General features: G+C 44.2%; 15 protein-coding genes. 11 read left to right on the forward strand and 4 right to left on the reverse strand.

All coding sequences use genetic code 11. The features are described from left to right. Positions 1-6: 6 nt before the first annotated feature. From queA to yajC, 3 genes are read left to right on the forward strand one after another with little or no spacing between them, the layout of a single operon-like run. Positions 7-1,035: a tRNA preQ1(34) S-adenosylmethionine ribosyltransferase-isomerase QueA gene (gene queA, locus ACWNM1_RS21435; RefSeq protein ID WP_042191125.1), complete on the forward strand. Its 1,029-nt coding sequence runs from the start codon at positions 7-9 to the stop codon at positions 1,033-1,035. A 21-nt stretch (positions 1,036-1,056) separates the two neighbouring features. Further along, positions 1,057-2,193 (forward strand): tRNA guanosine(34) transglycosylase Tgt, encoded by a 1,137-nt coding sequence (gene tgt, locus ACWNM1_RS21440; RefSeq protein ID WP_042130504.1) that lies wholly within the window; start codon positions 1,057-1,059, stop codon positions 2,191-2,193. A gap of 49 nt (positions 2,194-2,242) precedes the next feature. Further along, on the forward strand, positions 2,243-2,551 hold the full coding sequence (gene yajC, locus ACWNM1_RS21445; protein ID WP_042191123.1) for a preprotein translocase subunit YajC: 309 nt from the start codon (positions 2,243-2,245) through the stop codon (positions 2,549-2,551). A 94-nt stretch (positions 2,552-2,645) separates the two neighbouring features. Here yajC and ACWNM1_RS21450 read toward each other — a convergent pair whose 3' ends face one another. Together ACWNM1_RS21450 and ACWNM1_RS21455 are read right to left on the reverse strand one after the other, a co-directional pair. Next, positions 2,646-3,485, reverse strand: coding sequence for a phosphatase PAP2 family protein (locus tag ACWNM1_RS21450; protein ID WP_449602583.1), 840 nt, complete (start codon positions 3,483-3,485; stop codon positions 2,646-2,648). Positions 3,486-3,580: 95 nt separating this feature from the next. Further along, the gene (locus ACWNM1_RS21455) at positions 3,581-3,973 is read right to left on the reverse strand and encodes a TIGR04086 family membrane protein (protein WP_042191121.1); all 393 of its coding nucleotides are present in this window, start codon (positions 3,971-3,973) and stop codon (positions 3,581-3,583) included. Between the two features lie 225 nt (positions 3,974-4,198). On the opposite strand from ACWNM1_RS21455, the gene ACWNM1_RS21460 reads away from it, so the two are divergent. Further along, positions 4,199-4,963, forward strand: coding sequence for a YetF domain-containing protein (locus ACWNM1_RS21460; protein ID WP_449602584.1), 765 nt, complete (start codon positions 4,199-4,201; stop codon positions 4,961-4,963). A 5-nt stretch (positions 4,964-4,968) separates the two neighbouring features. On the opposite strand, the gene spoVB is transcribed toward ACWNM1_RS21460, so the two are convergent. After that, positions 4,969-6,564: a stage V sporulation protein B gene (gene spoVB / locus ACWNM1_RS21465; protein ID WP_449602585.1), complete on the reverse strand. Its 1,596-nt coding sequence runs from the start codon at positions 6,562-6,564 to the stop codon at positions 4,969-4,971. A gap of 195 nt (positions 6,565-6,759) precedes the next feature. On the opposite strand from spoVB, the gene ACWNM1_RS21470 reads away from it, so the two are divergent. The 6 genes from ACWNM1_RS21470 to ACWNM1_RS21495 all read left to right on the forward strand — a co-directional run bounded on the left by ACWNM1_RS21470 (position 6,760) and on the right by ACWNM1_RS21495 (position 13,542). After that, positions 6,760-7,011 carry a post-transcriptional regulator gene (locus ACWNM1_RS21470; RefSeq protein WP_042191115.1) on the forward strand — a complete coding sequence of 84 codons (252 nt, stop codon included), beginning with the start codon at positions 6,760-6,762 and terminating at the stop codon, positions 7,009-7,011. A 225-nt stretch (positions 7,012-7,236) separates the two neighbouring features. Beyond that, positions 7,237-8,487 carry a protein translocase subunit SecD gene (gene secD, locus ACWNM1_RS21475; protein ID WP_060621905.1) on the forward strand — a complete coding sequence of 417 codons (1,251 nt, stop codon included), beginning with the start codon at positions 7,237-7,239 and terminating at the stop codon, positions 8,485-8,487. Next, positions 8,477-9,379: a protein translocase subunit SecF gene (gene secF, locus ACWNM1_RS21480; protein ID WP_449602586.1), complete on the forward strand. Its 903-nt coding sequence runs from the start codon at positions 8,477-8,479 to the stop codon at positions 9,377-9,379. The genes secD and secF overlap by 11 nt, the downstream gene beginning before the upstream one ends. Positions 9,380-9,544: 165 nt before the next feature. Continuing rightward, positions 9,545-10,495 carry a cation diffusion facilitator family transporter gene (locus ACWNM1_RS21485; protein ID WP_042191108.1) on the forward strand — a complete coding sequence of 317 codons (951 nt, stop codon included), beginning with the start codon at positions 9,545-9,547 and terminating at the stop codon, positions 10,493-10,495. A gap of 29 nt (positions 10,496-10,524) precedes the next feature. Next, a complete protein-coding gene (gene recJ, locus ACWNM1_RS21490; protein WP_449602587.1) occupies positions 10,525-12,927 on the forward strand; it encodes a single-stranded-DNA-specific exonuclease RecJ in 2,403 nt (800 codons plus the stop codon). A 96-nt stretch (positions 12,928-13,023) separates the two neighbouring features. Then, positions 13,024-13,542, forward strand: a complete 519-nt coding sequence (locus tag ACWNM1_RS21495) for an adenine phosphoribosyltransferase (RefSeq protein WP_449602588.1) — start codon at positions 13,024-13,026, stop codon at positions 13,540-13,542. A gap of 206 nt (positions 13,543-13,748) precedes the next feature. Here the strand turns inward: ACWNM1_RS21495 and uraA are convergent, their stop codons facing one another. Then, on the reverse strand, positions 13,749-15,062 hold the full coding sequence (gene uraA, locus ACWNM1_RS21500; RefSeq protein ID WP_449602589.1) for a uracil permease: 1,314 nt from the start codon (positions 15,060-15,062) through the stop codon (positions 13,749-13,751). A gap of 306 nt (positions 15,063-15,368) precedes the next feature. Here uraA and ACWNM1_RS21505 point away from each other — a divergent pair, with 306 nt between their 5' ends. After that, a complete protein-coding gene (locus ACWNM1_RS21505) occupies positions 15,369-17,549 on the forward strand; it encodes a RelA/SpoT family protein (protein WP_449602590.1) in 2,181 nt (726 codons plus the stop codon). Positions 17,550-17,552: the final 3 nt, after the last annotated feature.

Consider the following 17,552-nt stretch of genomic DNA (forward strand, 5'->3'; position numbering starts at 1 on the left):
CAGACCATGAATGTAGACGCATATGATTTTCATTTACCGGAAGAATTAATTGCCCAGACACCACTCTCTGACCGTAGCTCTTCTAGACTGCTCTTAGTAAATAAGGAGGATGGGGAGCTGGCTCACCGGCATTTTACCGATATTATTAATTATTTTCAACCGGGAGATACGCTTGTTCTGAATGATACGAGAGTCATTCCTGCCAGATTGTTTGGGGCTAAAGAAGATACGGGGGCTAAAGCTGAAGTGCTTCTCCTTAAGAATCTGGGAGACGATCGATGGGAAGCTCTTGTAAAGCCAGGTAAAAAGCTCAAGACAGGAGCGGTTATCATCTTTAGTGATGAGCTTCGTGCTGTAATTGAGGACGAGGCTGATATGGGTGGACGAACGCTTCGGTTCATTTATCAGGGTATTTTTCAGGAGATTCTGGACAGGCTGGGAACAATGCCACTGCCTCCTTATATTAAGGAAACACTCGATGATCGGGAACGATATCAGACCGTTTATGCTAAGCATGAGGGATCAGCTGCTGCTCCTACAGCAGGGCTTCATTTTACCAAAGAACTGTTGGATCAGATTGAAGCCAAGGGTGTAAATATTGCTTATATTACACTTCATGTAGGTCTCGGAACGTTCCGTCCGATGTCTGTTGAGAAGGTTGAAGAGCATGTTATGCATTCAGAGTATTTTGTAATGTCTCAAGAAACAGCAGACACTATAAATGCTACCAAGGAACAAGGTGGTCGCATTATAGCCGTAGGGACAACTTCGTGTCGGACACTTGAAACAGTCGGAAGACAATGCGAAGGCGGTCCACTAGTGGAATGTAGTGGCTGGACGGATATTTTCATCTATCCAGGCTATAAATTTAGTGTAGTTAATGCGTTAATTACTAATTTTCATTTACCGAAGTCTACTTTGGTGATGTTGGTTAGTGCTTTGGCAGGTCGAGAACATATTCTAGCTGCTTATGAAGAAGCGATAGAGCAGAAGTACCGGTTTTTTAGCTTTGGGGATGCAATGTTTATTTACTAAGGTAAGAGGATGGGTTAACTTATGGCAGCAATTACTTATGAGCACATCAAAACGTGCAAACAATCCGGAGCAAGACTTGGAAGAGTCCACACTCCACATGGTGTGATTGAGACACCTGCATTTATGCCAGTCGGCACACAAGCTACAGTCAAGACGATGAGTCCTGAAGAACTGAAAGAGATGGATGCTCATATTATTTTGAGCAATACGTACCATTTGTTCCTGAGACCGGGCCATGATATTGTTCGTGAAGCAGGCGGACTGCACAAGTTCATGAACTGGGACCGTCCCATTCTAACGGATAGCGGCGGATTTCAAGTGTTCTCGCTTAGTGACATGCGCAAGATTACCGAAGAAGGCGTTCATTTCCGTTCCCATCTAAATGGGGATAAGAAGTTCTTGTCTCCTGAAGTAGCTATGGAAGTTCAGAACGCACTTGGTTCTGATATCATGATGGCATTCGATGAATGTCCTCCATTCCCAGCGGAATATGACTACGTGAAAAAATCATTGGAGCGTACAACACGCTGGGCAGAGCGTTGCCTGAAAAGTCATGCTCGCCCGAATGATCAAGGGCTGTTCGCTATCGTTCAAGGAGGTATGTATGAGGATCTTCGCCGTCAGAGCGCGGCAGATTTGACTTCCATGGATTTCCCGGGGTATGCTATTGGAGGGCTCAGCGTCGGAGAGTCCAAGCAGCTAATGTATGAAGTGCTGGATTATACAGTTCCCCTGCTGCCACAAGGCAAACCTCGCTATTTGATGGGCGTTGGTTCACCGGATGCGCTGTTGGAAGGTTCAATCCGGGGAGTGGACATGTTCGACTGTGTTCTGCCTACCCGTATTGCTCGTAATGGAACAACGATGACCAGTCAGGGAAGACTCGTTGTACGCAACGCAAAGTATGCCCGCGATTTTGGGCCGCTTGATCCGGAGTGCAACTGCTATACATGCCGGAATTATTCCCGCGCTTATTTGCGCCATCTAATCAAAGCCGATGAAACCTTCGGACTTAGATTGACGACATACCATAACTTGCACTTCCTGTTGGATTTGATGCGTAAAGTGCGCGAAGCCATCAAGGAAGATCGGCTGCTTGATTTTCGCGATGAGTTTTTTGCTAAATACGGATTATATGATAATCTTAAAGGCTTCTAAAGCTTCGTTGAGGTCCATGTTTTAATGTGCTTTGAAAGGGGGGAGAAATATGTTTCAATATGCAGCAGCAACAGGCGGAGGTAGTATACTGGGTCTTGTAGGTCCATTCGTACTTATGTTTGTAGTATTCTACTTCTTGCTGATTCGTCCGCAACAGAAGAAGACCAAAACACGTAATGCAATGTTGAAGTCTCTGAAAAAGGGCGATAAAATCGTTACTATTGGTGGTCTTCACGGTACGATCATGGAGATTTCCGATGATATCGTGGTTCTACGGGTCAATGATGTAACTAAACTGACCTTTGATCGCGGTTCCATTAGTCACTCCGTTGCCACAGACGTGGAGGAGAAAGTATAGTTTCGTTATTTAAAAGTACATAAAAAGCGGTGTCTTCTCATTAAGAGAATGACACCGCTTTTTTGACGTTCATCTTTCATCGTGATCTATGGGTTTAACGCATATCCGTTATTCGGCTGCGAACGGTGAGCGATTCTTCACGTCCCCGTAAGGTTAATTTGGCAAGCTGTACACCAACTGTTGAAGCTAGAACTGCTAGCAGAGTGCCGCCTATCATATCTGTAAGCCAATGAATGCCCAGATAGAATATACCAAAGACGATTAAGACTGCGGAAATACTCGTAATGGCCATCCACCGGCGGTTTCCTGAACGAAATGCCAGTAATGCCATCGTAACGGAAATGGACGTATGTAGACTCGGGAAGCAGTTGTTGAGACCGGATAGAGGGCGGTACTCTTGCTCAAACTTCGGAAATACATCCAACATAGTAAATCTAACGCCTGCAGGTACATAGGACCATACCTCATTTACAGGGAAGTATAGGTAGAATGGAATGGCTACAGCATAGTTAATGATAATAGCATAGCAGGTAGCGTACAGCATCACACGGTTCTTATCTAACAGATAGACACCTAGAGAAGCTGCTAGTACAGATTGAAGCATGAAAATGTAGAAGAAAACTATGATAGGCGTTAGCCATGGACTATAGAATATATCCTGAACAGCTTGGACAAAATGCCCCTCTAGTCCAAATACAAATGATGTATAGTCTGAGGTAAGATGCATTTTTTCTTCAATTTGTAGTTCGTATTTATTCAAGACCAGTACACCAAACATGCCTACCATCAGTAGCAAAAACTTGTAGGATCGCAGCATCTCTTTTCCGATTTCAACTAATGCCATGATTGGATTTCGACGAGCGCCAATCCATACTAATATCACTACTAATGCAACTGTGTACAAAACAATATGATTCATTGATTGGTAAAACAAAGCATTCGAAGCCTCCTTGATTCTCTTTATGAAGTCAGATGATCACAGTTTAACATATTTCCAAGGAATGTTTCGAATTTTATGAAATAATAATTTTAGCTTTTCTGTAAATTAACCCCAAACATTCCACCAAGTGCACCAATTGCTGCCGCAGCTAGAACCCAAAGAAGGTCAACACCAGAGGGTGAGCTATCAAGTGCCAGAAATCCAATTAACAGAACGATAATTCCGTAAAAGATTCCTGTAAGACTTCCTTGATACCAGCCTTTGTTCGTGGCTCTGCGACCGGCGGTTAGTCCTCCGAATGCTGCGGCTATGCCGTGCACTATATAAGTGTACATTGAGAGATCCTGCTCCTTCAGACCGCTGCCCCATAATAAAAGAGAGAGGACAAACGCGCCAAGCAGCATCCAAAGGAATGATCGACATAGGCCAGACAATACAGGATTGGCTATTCTCCATGAGAACAGGCGCCGGATTAAATACATGGTACAACCTCCTAAAGTTTTTTTTGAAAAATAATCTACCTAAGTTATTATTCATTGTATGGGGAGGCTTGCCCCAATAGTACAAGAATGGGCATTGTAGCCTTTTTACCATTAATTAATATGTGAGCTTCCGAATGTTCCCTGTGCTGAGCGGTCAGAATAGGGTTACATTAATCCGCCCGAGAAAACAAGTCTGCGGGTGAGAGTGGAGGGGAGCGAAGCTATATGTCCCAGCATATCACTACCCATATTTTCTTGACCGTGCTGATGTATTTCTTCATATTCCTGTGCATGCGTATCATGGGGAAGAGGGAAATCGGTAAGTTATCTGTATTTGATCTAACGATCTCAATTATGATTGCTGAGATTGCTGTTTTTGTGATCGAGGATATTAAGCGCCCGATTTACGAAGGTCTGGTTCCGATGGCCACATTGGTTATCATTCAAGTTGTGGTTGCTCAGCTCAGTCTGAAGAGTAGAAAGATTCGGCTGTTAATGGACGGTAAACCGAGCATACTTATTTCTGGAGGCAAGCTGCACCGGGGAGAGATGCGTAAACAAAGGTACAATATTGATGATCTGCTGCAGCAATTGCGTGGTCAGAACATCGCTAGTCCTGCTGATGTGGAATTTGCGATTCTGGAGCCCAGTGGTCAGCTTACCGTTTTTGAGAAAGACAAAGGACTTTCATCTTCCAATCAAACAGGCAACAGCAGTTCAGTTGCTGAGAACAATAAGACCGATGAGGACGCAGATGTAAGCAGTCAGAAAGTTAAACTGCCAAAGAACAAAATCAGATATGAAGGGCTTCCTATTCCACTGATTATGGATGGAAAGGTCCAGGATCATAATTTAGAGATGATAGGAAAAACAAGGTTCTGGCTAAGAACACAGATCCGCCAAAAGGGAGTATCCGATTTTCGGGATGTATTTCTTTGCTCCATAGACCATAAAGGCCGAGTTTATGTTGACCGTTTGGATAATCGATAATTATTCTATAGCCAACGCTTAATGAAAGGCAGTCGATCCAAATCACGAAGGGAAATAAGGCCAGCTAATAGACTGAGACCGAAATACAGGGCCATTCCTATCGCAGAGGCAAATAAAAATTGAATCCATTGTGCTTCTGCAATGGGAATGGAGATGTATACATAACGCACGCCTGCTCCCATAATAATCATTGCACATAAGGTCTTAATGGTATCGGTTATTCGTAAGGATAATGAAATTAGACTAACTACGCTGTACCCGTGCAGTAGAGTAACAAGAACGCTGTTCACAATAATGGCGATGATTGCGCCGTAGATTCCGTATTCTGGCTGTGAAGCTAATATAACAATCAGAATGATTTTGACTACTGCCCCAATAAGCGTATTGATGAGTGCCCTTCCCGGTCTGTCCATAGCTTGAAGTGCAGCTTGTAAGGGTGCTTGAACATAGATGAACAAAGCGAAAGGGGCCATCAGTTTTAGCATAGGAGCGGTGTCCGGATTTCCGTATAACAAGTTGCATAGTGGGACTGCCAGTACATACATAAGAACAGCAAAGGGAGCCCCTGTTACAAGAGCGAGTCGAAGAGCTTGGTGCATTCGTTTGTGAATGGTAGGCAAGTCCTTTCTCGCGGCAGCCTCGGATAAGGAGGGAACCAAAGACACTGCGAGAGAGGAAGTTAACGCACCGGGAAGCAACAGTAAGGGGATAACCATTCCCTGTAAAGACCCATATTGAGCAGTCGCGGCGGCTGTTGCGATTCCGGCTAGTGCAAGACTGCGTACGGTAATTATAGATTCCAGTAGATAGGAAAAAGAACCGACAAGCCGGCTTGCCGTAACAGGAATTGATACACCTAGTAAACGCCGTAGTATGGGGGAAGTTGATTGTACGGCATCTGGATCAGGAGGTATAACTTCCTTCTCAAGCGTTTGCTGTTCTGAGTTGGGGGTTGTTTTTTTATCCTTTTTGGTGATGACATAATATTGCCACAGAATGGCTAACATTCCGCCAATCTCTCCCACCGTTACGCCTAGCATCGCTCCTGCAGCTGCAAAAGCGATACCTTTAGGTAACAGCAGCCAAGAGAACCACAGCATAAAAAATATTCGCACGATAGACTCAAAAACTGAAGAAAGTGCGGAAGGAATCATGTTCTGCCTACCTTGAAAATAACCACGGTATATTGCAGATACAGCAACAATTGCAATCATTGGGATCATGGAAATAAAAGTATAATAAACTCTGTGGTCTGTTAAGATCACATTGGAGACCCATGAAGCACTGACCAGCGCAACAATGGTAAAGAAGATTCCTAGTCCGACACTAAGAGTAAGGCCAGTCCGTAAAATTTGCCGCGATTTCTCAGGGCGGTTCTCTCCCTCTGCTTCCGCTACCATCTTTGCAATTGCTAGGGGAAGTCCGCCTGTAATAACAGTAGCCAGCACGATAAAGAATGGGTACGCGAGCTGATATAGACCCACACCTTCTGCTCCAATGATGCGTGGCAAAGCAATTCGGGGTATAAATCCAAGCATTCGATTAATGATGCCGGCGGCAAGCAAGATTAAAGTTCCTTGTATAAAGCTCTGTTTCCTCAAAGGTCACGCCTTCTTCCCCAATGAAATGAAACGCTGGCCAACTTGTCTATTCTTATGGATATGCTATACCCCTATCCCGGCATGCCTTGTTTTAGTAGTTGTAACTTTTTGTGACGGAAGGAGGAAAGCAGAGAACTTGGGTCGAATACCTATGGTAAGCATACGAACACGAGCGATCTTTGGAGGTGTCATCACGTGGAATCGGAACAGTGGAATCATGATCAACATAGTGAAGAAATCGAAGCCATGTGCCGCAGCAAAGCTGAAGAATTCCGGCTCCTCGGCTATGAGTATGTAACCAGCAAGGACATTTGGGATTGTATCAGTCGTAATTATGATAAGGACGGAATGCCTCCCTTACATAAGCTGGTAAATGATATTTATTCCTTAAAAGCCAATAGTTACATGACTTATTTGACTCTTGCAGCTTATCGGGGGTTGAACTGAACAATAAGCATCTCGCTCCTTTTTTTGCGAAAAAGCCTTATAAAGCAGTAAAGTAAGAGAATAATAACTTCACATCTCCTAATATAAACGGATGTCTTGCTGATATGAGCAGGGGCGGCCGTTTCTTTGTGTGAGTATAGCTATGACTATGCTGTGAATTGACGGTCATTTCACGTGTAGCTATAATAGGAATATTGAGTGAATGAAAGGGGAACTAGCTAGAGCATGAAGAGACTAATGGGCTTTATTATTACCGTGCTCGTTTTGACAGGCGTCATGGCATTTACTACTCCTGGACTGCTGGACAAGGTTAGACTTGGTCTTGACCTGAAAGGCGGATTTGAGATTTTGTACCATGCTGAGCCTATGGAAGCGGGAGCAGCGTTGTCCCGAGCTTCACTGTTGAAAACAGCAGAAAGTTTGGAAAAACGGGCCAATGCGCTCGGAACCAGTGAACCAGAGGTTACAACTGAAGGTACTGACCGTATTCGTTTGAAAATTGCGGGCGTTACTGATGAAGCTGAGGTTCGCAAGAAGATGAAGGAGCCTGCAGTTCTGACTTTCCGTAGTGCTGCTGAAGGTGACGCTGAAGGTACTTACAGCAAAATTGAACTGGTAGGTAGTGATTTTGTTGAAGGTGCGGCAGAGGTTGGACGGGATAACCTGAATCAGCCAATCATCAGCATCAAGATCAAGGACAAGGATAAATTCGCAGAGATTACGAAGCGGCTCTTAGGAAAGAATCTCGCAATTTACTTGGATGAGAACAAACTGTCTGATCCTACGGTACAAGCAGTACTTACCGACGGTAGTGCGTCTATCTCCGGTCAGTATACAATTAAAGAAGCACGTGAACTGGCTGACACTATTAATCTTGGTGCGTTGCCACTGAAGCTTACTGAGAAATACTCCCAAAGTGTGGGGGCAACACTCGGTAAACAATCGCTTGATCAAACGATCAAAGCCGGCCTTTTGGGTTCTTTGATTATTCTTATCTTCATGATCGGTATGTATCGCTTGCCAGGTCTCTTGGCTAGTTTTGCACTGATCTTGCACACATGGCTGCTAATTGTAGTCTTTGTTTTTGCAGACTTCACATTGACGTTGCCTGGTATTGCCGCATTTATTCTGGGTATAGGAATGGCCGTCGATGCCAATATCATTACAAATGAACGGATAAGGGAAGAAATGCGCAGTGGTAAGAGTGTACTTTCCTCTGTTAAAGCAGGTAATAAATCCTCTTTCCGGACAGTAATGGACTCCAATGTCACAACTGTTATTGTGGCAGGTGTCATGTTCGCCTTCGGTACAGGTGCAGTCAAAGGCTTCGCATTGGTGCTGATCGTGGAAATCGTTCTGAGTATCGCCACGAACCTATATTTCTCCCACTGGTTGCTTAGCCAGCTTGTTAAAGCCGGTAAGCTGAACAAACCGAAGAGTTTCGGTGTTAAGGAGAGTGATATTCGTGCGCTTTAAGAAAGAGCTTGATTTCGTACATTTGAGTAAATTTTTCTATGTTTTTTCCATTGCCCTTACAGTGGCAGGTTTGATTTTCCTAGCAACCTTTGGATTGAATTACAGCGTTGATTTCAAAGCGGGATCTAATGTTGATATCTCTCTGTCTAAGAATTTGACATTGGAAGAGGTTAATTCAGCAGTTGAGAAAACTGGGATTTCAAGTGAGCCAAGCATTACATTAGGTAGTGAACGGGTCAACGTTCGTTATGATCAAGTGCTCGATGAGCAACAGGATGAAGCTCTTAAATCAGAGATCTTGAAGCTGGACGATAAAGCTTCGTTTGAGATTAACACCGTGGATACTGAAATGTCTAAAGAACTTGCACGTAATGCGATTTATGCGGTTCTCATTTCTTGTCTAGGGATTATCATTTATGTAAGTATTCGTTTTGAATGGCGGTTTGCATTGGCGGCGATTGTTTCACTGATCCATGATGCCTTTATGGTCGTTGCAATCTTCTCCATCTTCCGCTTGGAAGTGGATTTGACGTTTATTATAGCGGTGCTTACGATTATCGGTTATTCCATTAATGATACGATCGTTATCTTTGACCGTATTCGTGAGAATTTACGTTTTGGTAAACAGAAAACTTACGAGGATTTGAAAGAGCTTGTAAATAAGAGTGTGGCTCAGACTCTGATGCGCTCTCTCTACACAGCATTTACCGTATTTATTGCGGCGTTCTTCCTGTTAATTCTTGGAGGCGAGTCCATTAAGATGTTCTCGCTTGCGATGGTTATCGGATTGCTATTCGGAGCATACTCCTCTATTTTTATTGCAAGTCCGATCTGGCTGCTGCTTAAGAAGCGTGAGAAGACAAATGTAAAGAGCAGCCCAGCTAAAGGTTAATGTCTCAAGAGAAATAACATGGCTACACTTGAATGAAAAAAACATCAACTTTATAATTTAAGAAAGCCGCGTCAAATGCGACGCGGCTTTCGAAATCTTTGGGGTAGTATGTCATGTGTATTGTATCATCATGAGATTACTTGCTAGTGGTAAGGGGGGCCTCGTATGAATAAAGAACGATCACCGCAAAGCAAGACGGTTGCTTGGACAGGGATCATCAGCGATGTTACTTTGGCAGTAGCTAAGGGGAGTTTTGGCTATATTTCAGGTAGCAAGGCTTTAATGGGCGATGCATTATATTCTGGAGCAGATGCTGCAGCGAAATTGGCGGATATTCTCCCATGGCGCTCTGAACAAAGCAGAAAGAGCAAGCAGCGGATAGAAGAGCGACGAGGGAATAAGGAGCCGCTTTTAGCTATACTTTTTTCGGTATTAATTCTTATGGGGGGGCTGCAAATCGCCTTCTCTGCAATCCGTGACTTAACCGAGGGACAGTCATCCACTCGCGGAGAACTTGCACTTGTAACTGTCTTACTATCTATTGTACTGAAAGAAGCTGTATTTCAATATCAATATCGGTACTTTAAAAAAATAGGTGATGGCAGTCATGCTGCTTATGCCAATAGTCATCGTTTCAGTTTGTATACTTCTATCACAGTATTAGTTGGGATATCGTTATCAATGGGGGGTACCTATTGGCATCCTCTACTCTATATGGACCCTATTGCTGCACTTTTAACAGGATGCTTAATTCTACGTAAAGGTTATTTGCTCATTGTTAATACTGTTAGTGTTAAGAATGCGCAGGAGCTACCTTCTGAGGAGGCAGCTAATTTTATTGAAACCGTACAACGAGTTCATGGTGTTATTCGTGTAGAACATTTGAAGGCACTTGAGCAAGGGAATTATGTGAATCTGCAAGTGAAGATCAGTGTAAATCCGCGTATTACGGTGATGGAAGCACAGGATATTTCAGAATGTGCAAGAAAGCTGCTGCAGCACAGGTTTGTTCATGTTGGTGAGGTACATATGGACGTAGTTCCTTATGATCCCGGTTATCCATACAAAAGTAATTATGAATTGGTGGATAATGATATTCCGACGCTGCTTCAGTAGTTCGCAAGGTGAGAGAAAGGTGAGCGCTATTGCTTTATTCAAAAACAAGATGGCAATCTCCGGCAGCCGATCCCGACGTCGTAAGGGATATGGCCCGGAGCCTTTCTATTTCTCCGCTCTTATCCTCACTCTTAGTGACTAGAGGAATTGATACGCCACATGAGGCTCTATCGTTCATGGATGGCGGTGTGGAAGCTCCGCATGATCCGTTCCTTCTAAAAGGAATGGCCGAAGCGGTTCCCAGAATTAGAAAGGCTTTAAAAGAAGAAGAACATATTCTGATTTACGGCGATTACGACGCTGATGGTGTGTCCAGCACAGCATTAATGATTCATTTGCTGCGTTACTTAGGCGCTTCCTTTGATATTTATATCCCGCACCGTTCTAATGAGGGCTATGGGCTGCATAATCATGCTTTGGATTGGGCTTTACAGCAGGGTGTATCCTTGATCATTACTGTAGATACTGGCATTAGCGCCTATCATCAGATTGCTTACGCGAATGAACTCGGGATTGATGTGATTGTTACGGATCACCATGAGCCACCAGAGCTTCTCCCAGAGGCTTATACGTTGATTAATCCGAAGCTGCCCGACTGCCCCTACCCGTTCAAAGGATTGGCAGGTGTAGGTGTAGCTTATAAGCTCGCCCAGGCTATGCTAGGGGAGGAAACTCCCGAAGAATGGGCTGAGATAGCTGCTATCGGTACTGTAGCCGATTTAATGCCGCTGCTGGGCGAGAATCGTGAGATTGTTCGAAACGGTTTGGTGAGTATGCGAAATTCTCGATTCCCAGGTATTCGTGCCTTACTCGGTGTTAGCGGCGTGACCATGAGTACTGTGAGTGCGGTTAATATCGCTTTTGGAATGGCGCCTCGTATCAATGCGAGTGGTCGTCTGGATCATGCTGGACGGGCAGTGGCGTTGCTTACAACCGAGCATACTGATGAGGCAGAGCAACTGGCTGGGGAGCTTGATCTGCTTAATAAAGAACGCCAATTGGTCGTAGAAAGAATTGTAGTGGAGGCCACTGCAAAACTGGAGCAGATGACTCAGGGTGGAGAAATACCAGACATCATAGTCCTTGCTGAACAAGGCTGGAATGTGGGTGTGGTAGGTATAGTGGCTTCCAAACTGCTGGAGCGTTACTATCGACCTGTAATTATTCTGGATATTCATCCGGAGACCGGCATGTGCAAAGGTTCTGCCCGCTCTATTCCTGGACTTGATATATATGCGGCGTTATCCTCTTGTTCTAACTTAATGGATCATTTCGGTGGTCATCCAGCAGCTGCGGGAATGAGTCTGCATCGGGACGGCTTAGAAGCCTTCGCTGCGGCATTAAATGAATACGCTGCTACTGTGTTAACACCGGAGCATTTCGTTCCTGTTACTTCTGCTGATGCAGAAGTGTCGATTTCCACTTTGTCCCTACAGACCGCGCTTGAATTGGAAAGGCTTGCACCTTTCGGGATGTCGAATCCATTGCCAAAGTTCATCATTCGCGGGGCTACAGTGAAAGAGACACGCACCATGGGGCAAGACGGAAAACACTTGAAGATCGTCTTGCAACAGGGTAAGAGTACGATCGAAGCCTTGGCTTTTGGTAAAGGGGATTTGGCTAAGCTGCTCCCTGTGGGCACCCCGATCAATGTGCTGGCTGAACTTTCGATCAACGAATGGAATGGCTCGAGGAAACCACAGCTGATGCTACAGGATTTATCAGTTCAGGATGCTCAATTATTTGATCTTCGTGGTGCTGCTGACGCTGTACTGCAGGCTGCACATATTAGAGAGCTACTACTTCCCTATAGTGGTGCTGGCCCATATCGTGCTGCAGCAGTATTTCAGAGTGGACGTATGTCTTCACAGACTGAATTGATAGGAATGTCCTTCTGGGTATATGATAAAGAAGCTGGCATTAGCGCGGCTAATAAGGATGATTCGATTCAAGAATCAGGGCATGTCTCACTGTTATGTCTACTGGATATGCCGGAGACTCCTGAACAACTAGACGCGTTACTGAAGGCTTTTCCTAATGCTGATAATATTGCGCTATTGCATTCTATAAAGGATGGCCGAGAACGACTTATCATTCCGACACGGGATCATTTTAAAATACTCTATAAATTGCTGGCTTCAATCACTGCTGTTGCAACGCCAGAACATGAAGTGCTGCTGCGGCTAAGTCGACAATCCTCATTAAGTATTCGAATGCTTAGTAATATGCTAGATGTGTTCGAGGAGCTGGATTTTATCGAAAGAAGTCAAGGAAGTGTGACCTTTATTACGCAGCCTACAGCGAAAAGCCTTACAGCATCAAGACATTTTGTTAGACTGGGGCAGATAGCGGAAATGGAGCAGTACTTCATGGAAGGCAGCTTGTCTGAACTGCAGGATTGGATGTTATCCCGCCGTTTAGGCGTATCATAAAGACTAAACAAAACAAAGCAGACGCTTACGAAGTAAGTTTTGTCGAACCGAACACAATGTAGCATATGCTAACAAAACTTTTAGGAGATGAAAAATTTGGATTTTAAAGATAGTATTCGCGTGATTCCTGATTTCCCAAAAGAAGGTATTAGTTTTAAAGATATCACCACCTTGTTAAAAGACGGTGATGCATATCGCCAGGCGATTGATGCCCTGAAAGCTCTTGTATCCCACTTAGAAATCGATGTGATCGCTGGACCGGAAGCACGTGGTTTTGTAGTTGGTGCACCTCTTGCTTATGCACTCGGCGTAGGCTTTGTGCCGATTCGTAAGAGTGGTAAACTGCCGTATGAGACTATCGAGGTTGGATATGATCTTGAATATGGTAAAGACACACTTGCTGTTCACACGGATGCCATTAAGCCTGGGCAAAATGTATTGATCGCTGATGATTTGTTAGCAACAGGAGGTACTATAGCTACTTCGGTTAACCTTGTGGAGCAGCTTGGTGGTAAAGTGGTAGGCGCAGCATTTTTGATTGAACTGGTTGAGCTTGCTGGACGTAATAAGCTTTCTGGAATTGAAGTTATGACATTAGTTGATTACGAAGATTAATACGATAAACTTGTCTTTTCCCGGGAAATAAATCGGAATTTATGTATCGAATAATGTGGAAAAGTGCAAACAACAGCAATTCTCTGTTACTACTAGCGGAGGGTTGCTGTTTTGCATTTTTTGGTCAAAAGAGATACAAAAAAAGACTGCCCAATCCATAAAATGGATCTGGAGCAGTCTTTTTGAGTTATTAATTCATAAATAAATTAGTGAGCAGCTTTATCGCTTTCTCCACCTTCATTAGACAGTCCAAGAACTTCAATGAGTTTGAAGAATAGGGCAAGAACGATACCAACAATCGTAGCTAGAGCCATACCACTGAGTTTTACGCTACCCATAGTAAGGGTTGTACCACTAATTCCGACAACAAGCACCAACGTAGCCATAATCATGTTAGTGGCTTTGGAAAAATCAACTTTTTGCTCTACGAAGATTCGTAGACCGGATGCTGCAATTACACCGAACAAAAGTAGTGATACACCACCCATTACAGGTGTTGGGATGTTAGCGATAACGGAGGAGAAAGTTCCGGAGAACGACAGCAGAATCGCAATCACTGCTGCGCCACCGATCACATATACAGAATAAACTTTAGTTAATGCCATAACCCCGATATTCTCACCGTAGGTTGTATTTGGAGTAGAACCGATAAAACCGGAGATAATTGTAGATATCCCGTTACCCATCAGGGAGCGGTCAAGTCCAGGGTCTTTAGCCAGATCTCTGCCAACAATATTGCTGGTTACAAGTAAGTGTCCAATATGTTCAACGATTACTACTAGCGATACTGGGATGATAGTCAGGATTACATTCCAATCGAAGGATGGAGTAACAATGGTAGGGTGCGCTAAAAAATTCGCATTAGATATTGCAGCCGTATCCACCATTTTCATAATATAAGCTAAACCATAACCAGTTACGATACCGATGAGGATGTGAATGATTTTTGGGAAACCGCGGAAGAGTACAGCTCCAATTACGGTTACGCCCAGTGTCACCATAGAAAGTGTGATTGCTTTTCCATCTGGAGTCCAGTCTGCAACTGCAACACCATCAGGGGCAATAAGTCCTGCCATTCGCGCGGCAACAGGCACAAGTTCAAGTCCGATCGTTGCTACGATAGCTCCCATTACTGCTGGAGGGAAGACAACATCGATCCATTTTGTTCCTGCATAACGGATGATCAAAGCAACGAGCACAAAGATAACACCTGTGATGATGAAAGCGCCCAAAGCAAGCGAGTACCCTTTCATATGATCATCTTTATGATCAGCAAGCACTGATAATACGGGTGCGATAAATGCAAAGCTGGAGCCAAGGTAGGCAGGTATTTTACCACGGCAAATCCAAATGTATAGCAGTGTGCCGATACCGTTCATCAGCAGAATCATGCCAGGGTCAACCCCGAACAAGTTAGGCACTAGCACTGTACTGCCAAACATGGCGAACAAATGCTGTAGGCTTAATAGAAAACCGGGGCCCCATGGAAGTTTTTCATTAACTTGAATTTCGCGTTGCAATGGAGTTCACTCCTCTTTCTTAATGGATATGATGTTGTCCAGCGAAAATCCGCCTTTACTAGATTAAATAGAACTGGACATTTTTACAACAACATTTTCACAAGTGTTATTAATTTGTCCGATTTTCATAACTTTTACTTCTTGAATACCATGAGATGGCAAGTGTTGACGTAATCCCTCGTAAGCGTCATAATTATAGACAACTTTGAACAAGAGCGTAAGTTGCTTGCGAAATGATTGGAACCTGCAGATTTCAGAATGATTGCGGGTTCATTTTATTATAGAAAGGAAACGGATACGACGAGAATGGGCATAGAGCGATTAATGGATAAGGCTGGCGCCTATATAAAAGATAAAGATCTTCTCCGCATCCGGGAAGCTTATGAATTTGCCGATCAGGCTCATCACGGGCAGATCCGCAAGTCGGGGGAGCCATACATTCTGCATCCGCTGGCGGTGGCAGATATTGTCGTCAATATGCAAATGGATGTTATATCTATTGTTGCGGCGCTTTTGCATGATGTTGTGGAAGATACGACGGTCTCATTGGAACAAATCCGCGCGAAATTTGGCGATACCTGCGCGATGCTTGTCGATGGCTTAACTAAGCTGGAACGCATCCGTTTTCGCTCAAAGGAAGAGCAGCAGAACGAGAATTACCGTAAGATGTTTATTGCGATGGCGCAGGATATCCGGGTCATCGTTATCAAACTAGCGGATCGTCTGCATAATATGCGTACGTTAAAGTATCAATCTGAAGAGAGCCAGCGACGTATTTCTTACGAAACGCTGGAGATTTTCTGTCCTGTAGCTGATCGTTTGGGGATTTCCGCGATTAAGTGGGAGATGGAGGATATTGCGCTTCGTTACTTGAATCCGCAGCAGTATTATCGCATTGCTAATCTAGTGCATAAGAAGCGGGCTGAACGTGAGCAATTTATCGACAGCGTAATTGGCCGTATTCGTGCCAAGCTGGATGAAATGGGCATTGAAGGTGATCTTTCAGGTCGTCCGAAGCATATCTACAGTGTCTATAACAAAATGAGTACGAAAAACAAACAGTTTAATGAGATCTATGACCTGTTGGCTATCCGTATCATTGTGGATAATATCAAGGATTGTTATGCAACCCTCGGAATTATTCATACCCTTTGGAAGCCAATGCCAGGTCGATTTAAAGATTATATAGCTATGCCCAAAGCCAATATGTATCAATCTTTGCATACTACAGTGGTAGGTCCTGGGGGAGAGCCAACCGAAGTGCAAATTCGCACTTGGGAAATGCATCGCACGGCTGAATTCGGGATAGCAGCACACTGGGCATACAAAGAAGGAACCAGCAATAATGTGAATCCTGAGAATCGGATGCCTTTTTTTCGCGAAATATTGGAGCTTCAGCATGAGGCCAAGGATGCCGAAGAGTTCGTAAAATCACTCAAAATGGACTTTTTCTCGGATCTTGTGTTCGTGTTTACGCCTAAAGGTGAGGTTATTGAGCTTCCTGCGGGTTCTGTACCACTTGATTTCGCATTCCGTATTCATACGGAAGTGGGTAATCGTACGATTGGTTCTAAGGTGAACGGGCGGATCGTGCCGCTTGATCACAAGTTGAAGACGGGCGATATTGTAGAGATACTGACATCGAAGCATTCGTACGGACCAAGCCGCGACTGGCTCAAGATTGCTCAATCCTCACATGCGCGAAGCAAAATTAAGCAATGGTTCAAAAAAGAAAAACGTGAGGAAAATGTCGAAAAAGGTCGCGAAGCGATTGAACGTGAGCTGAAGCGTCTGAATGTCGAGGTTTCTGAGTGGATTTCTGATGATAAGCTTTTAGAAGCAGCGAAGAAATTTGCTTTTAACGATGTTGAGGATATGCTGTCTGCTGTTGGATTTGGTGGAATTACCGCTTCGCAGATTGCTTCCCGTTTGACGGAAAAGCTGCGCAAAGAGCAGGAAGAAGCTGCTAATCATTTAGAGCTTACTTCAGAGATGAAGGAGATCAAGTCTTCCGGCGAAAAACGTAATCAACCGACCAATGGTATTAGTGTAAAGGGAATTGAAAATTTACTTGTCCGTTTTGCACGATGTTGTAATCCGGTACCGGGTGACGACATTGTAGGGTATGTTACACGGGGCCGGGGTGTATCTGTACATCGCCAGGATTGTCCTAATATTCCGGGTGAAGGTGACGGAGAAGAAGCAGCAAGGGTGATTGAAGTGGAATGGGAAGGTACGATGGAAGCAAACTACAGTGTGGATATTGAGATTACAGGTCATGATCGTAATGGACTGCTCAATGAAGTGCTGCAGGCAGTTTCCGAGAGTAAAACGAACATTTCTGCGGTCACTGGGCGCTCTGACAAGAATAAAATGGCAATGATTCATATGACCATTCTCATTCGTAACACGGAACATCTGCAATCCGTTGTAGATAAAGTGAAACGAGTCAAGGATGTATATACAGTGAACCGGATCATGCAATAGGGC

The sequence above is a fragment of the Paenibacillus sp. Marseille-Q9583 genome, assembly GCF_976954365.1.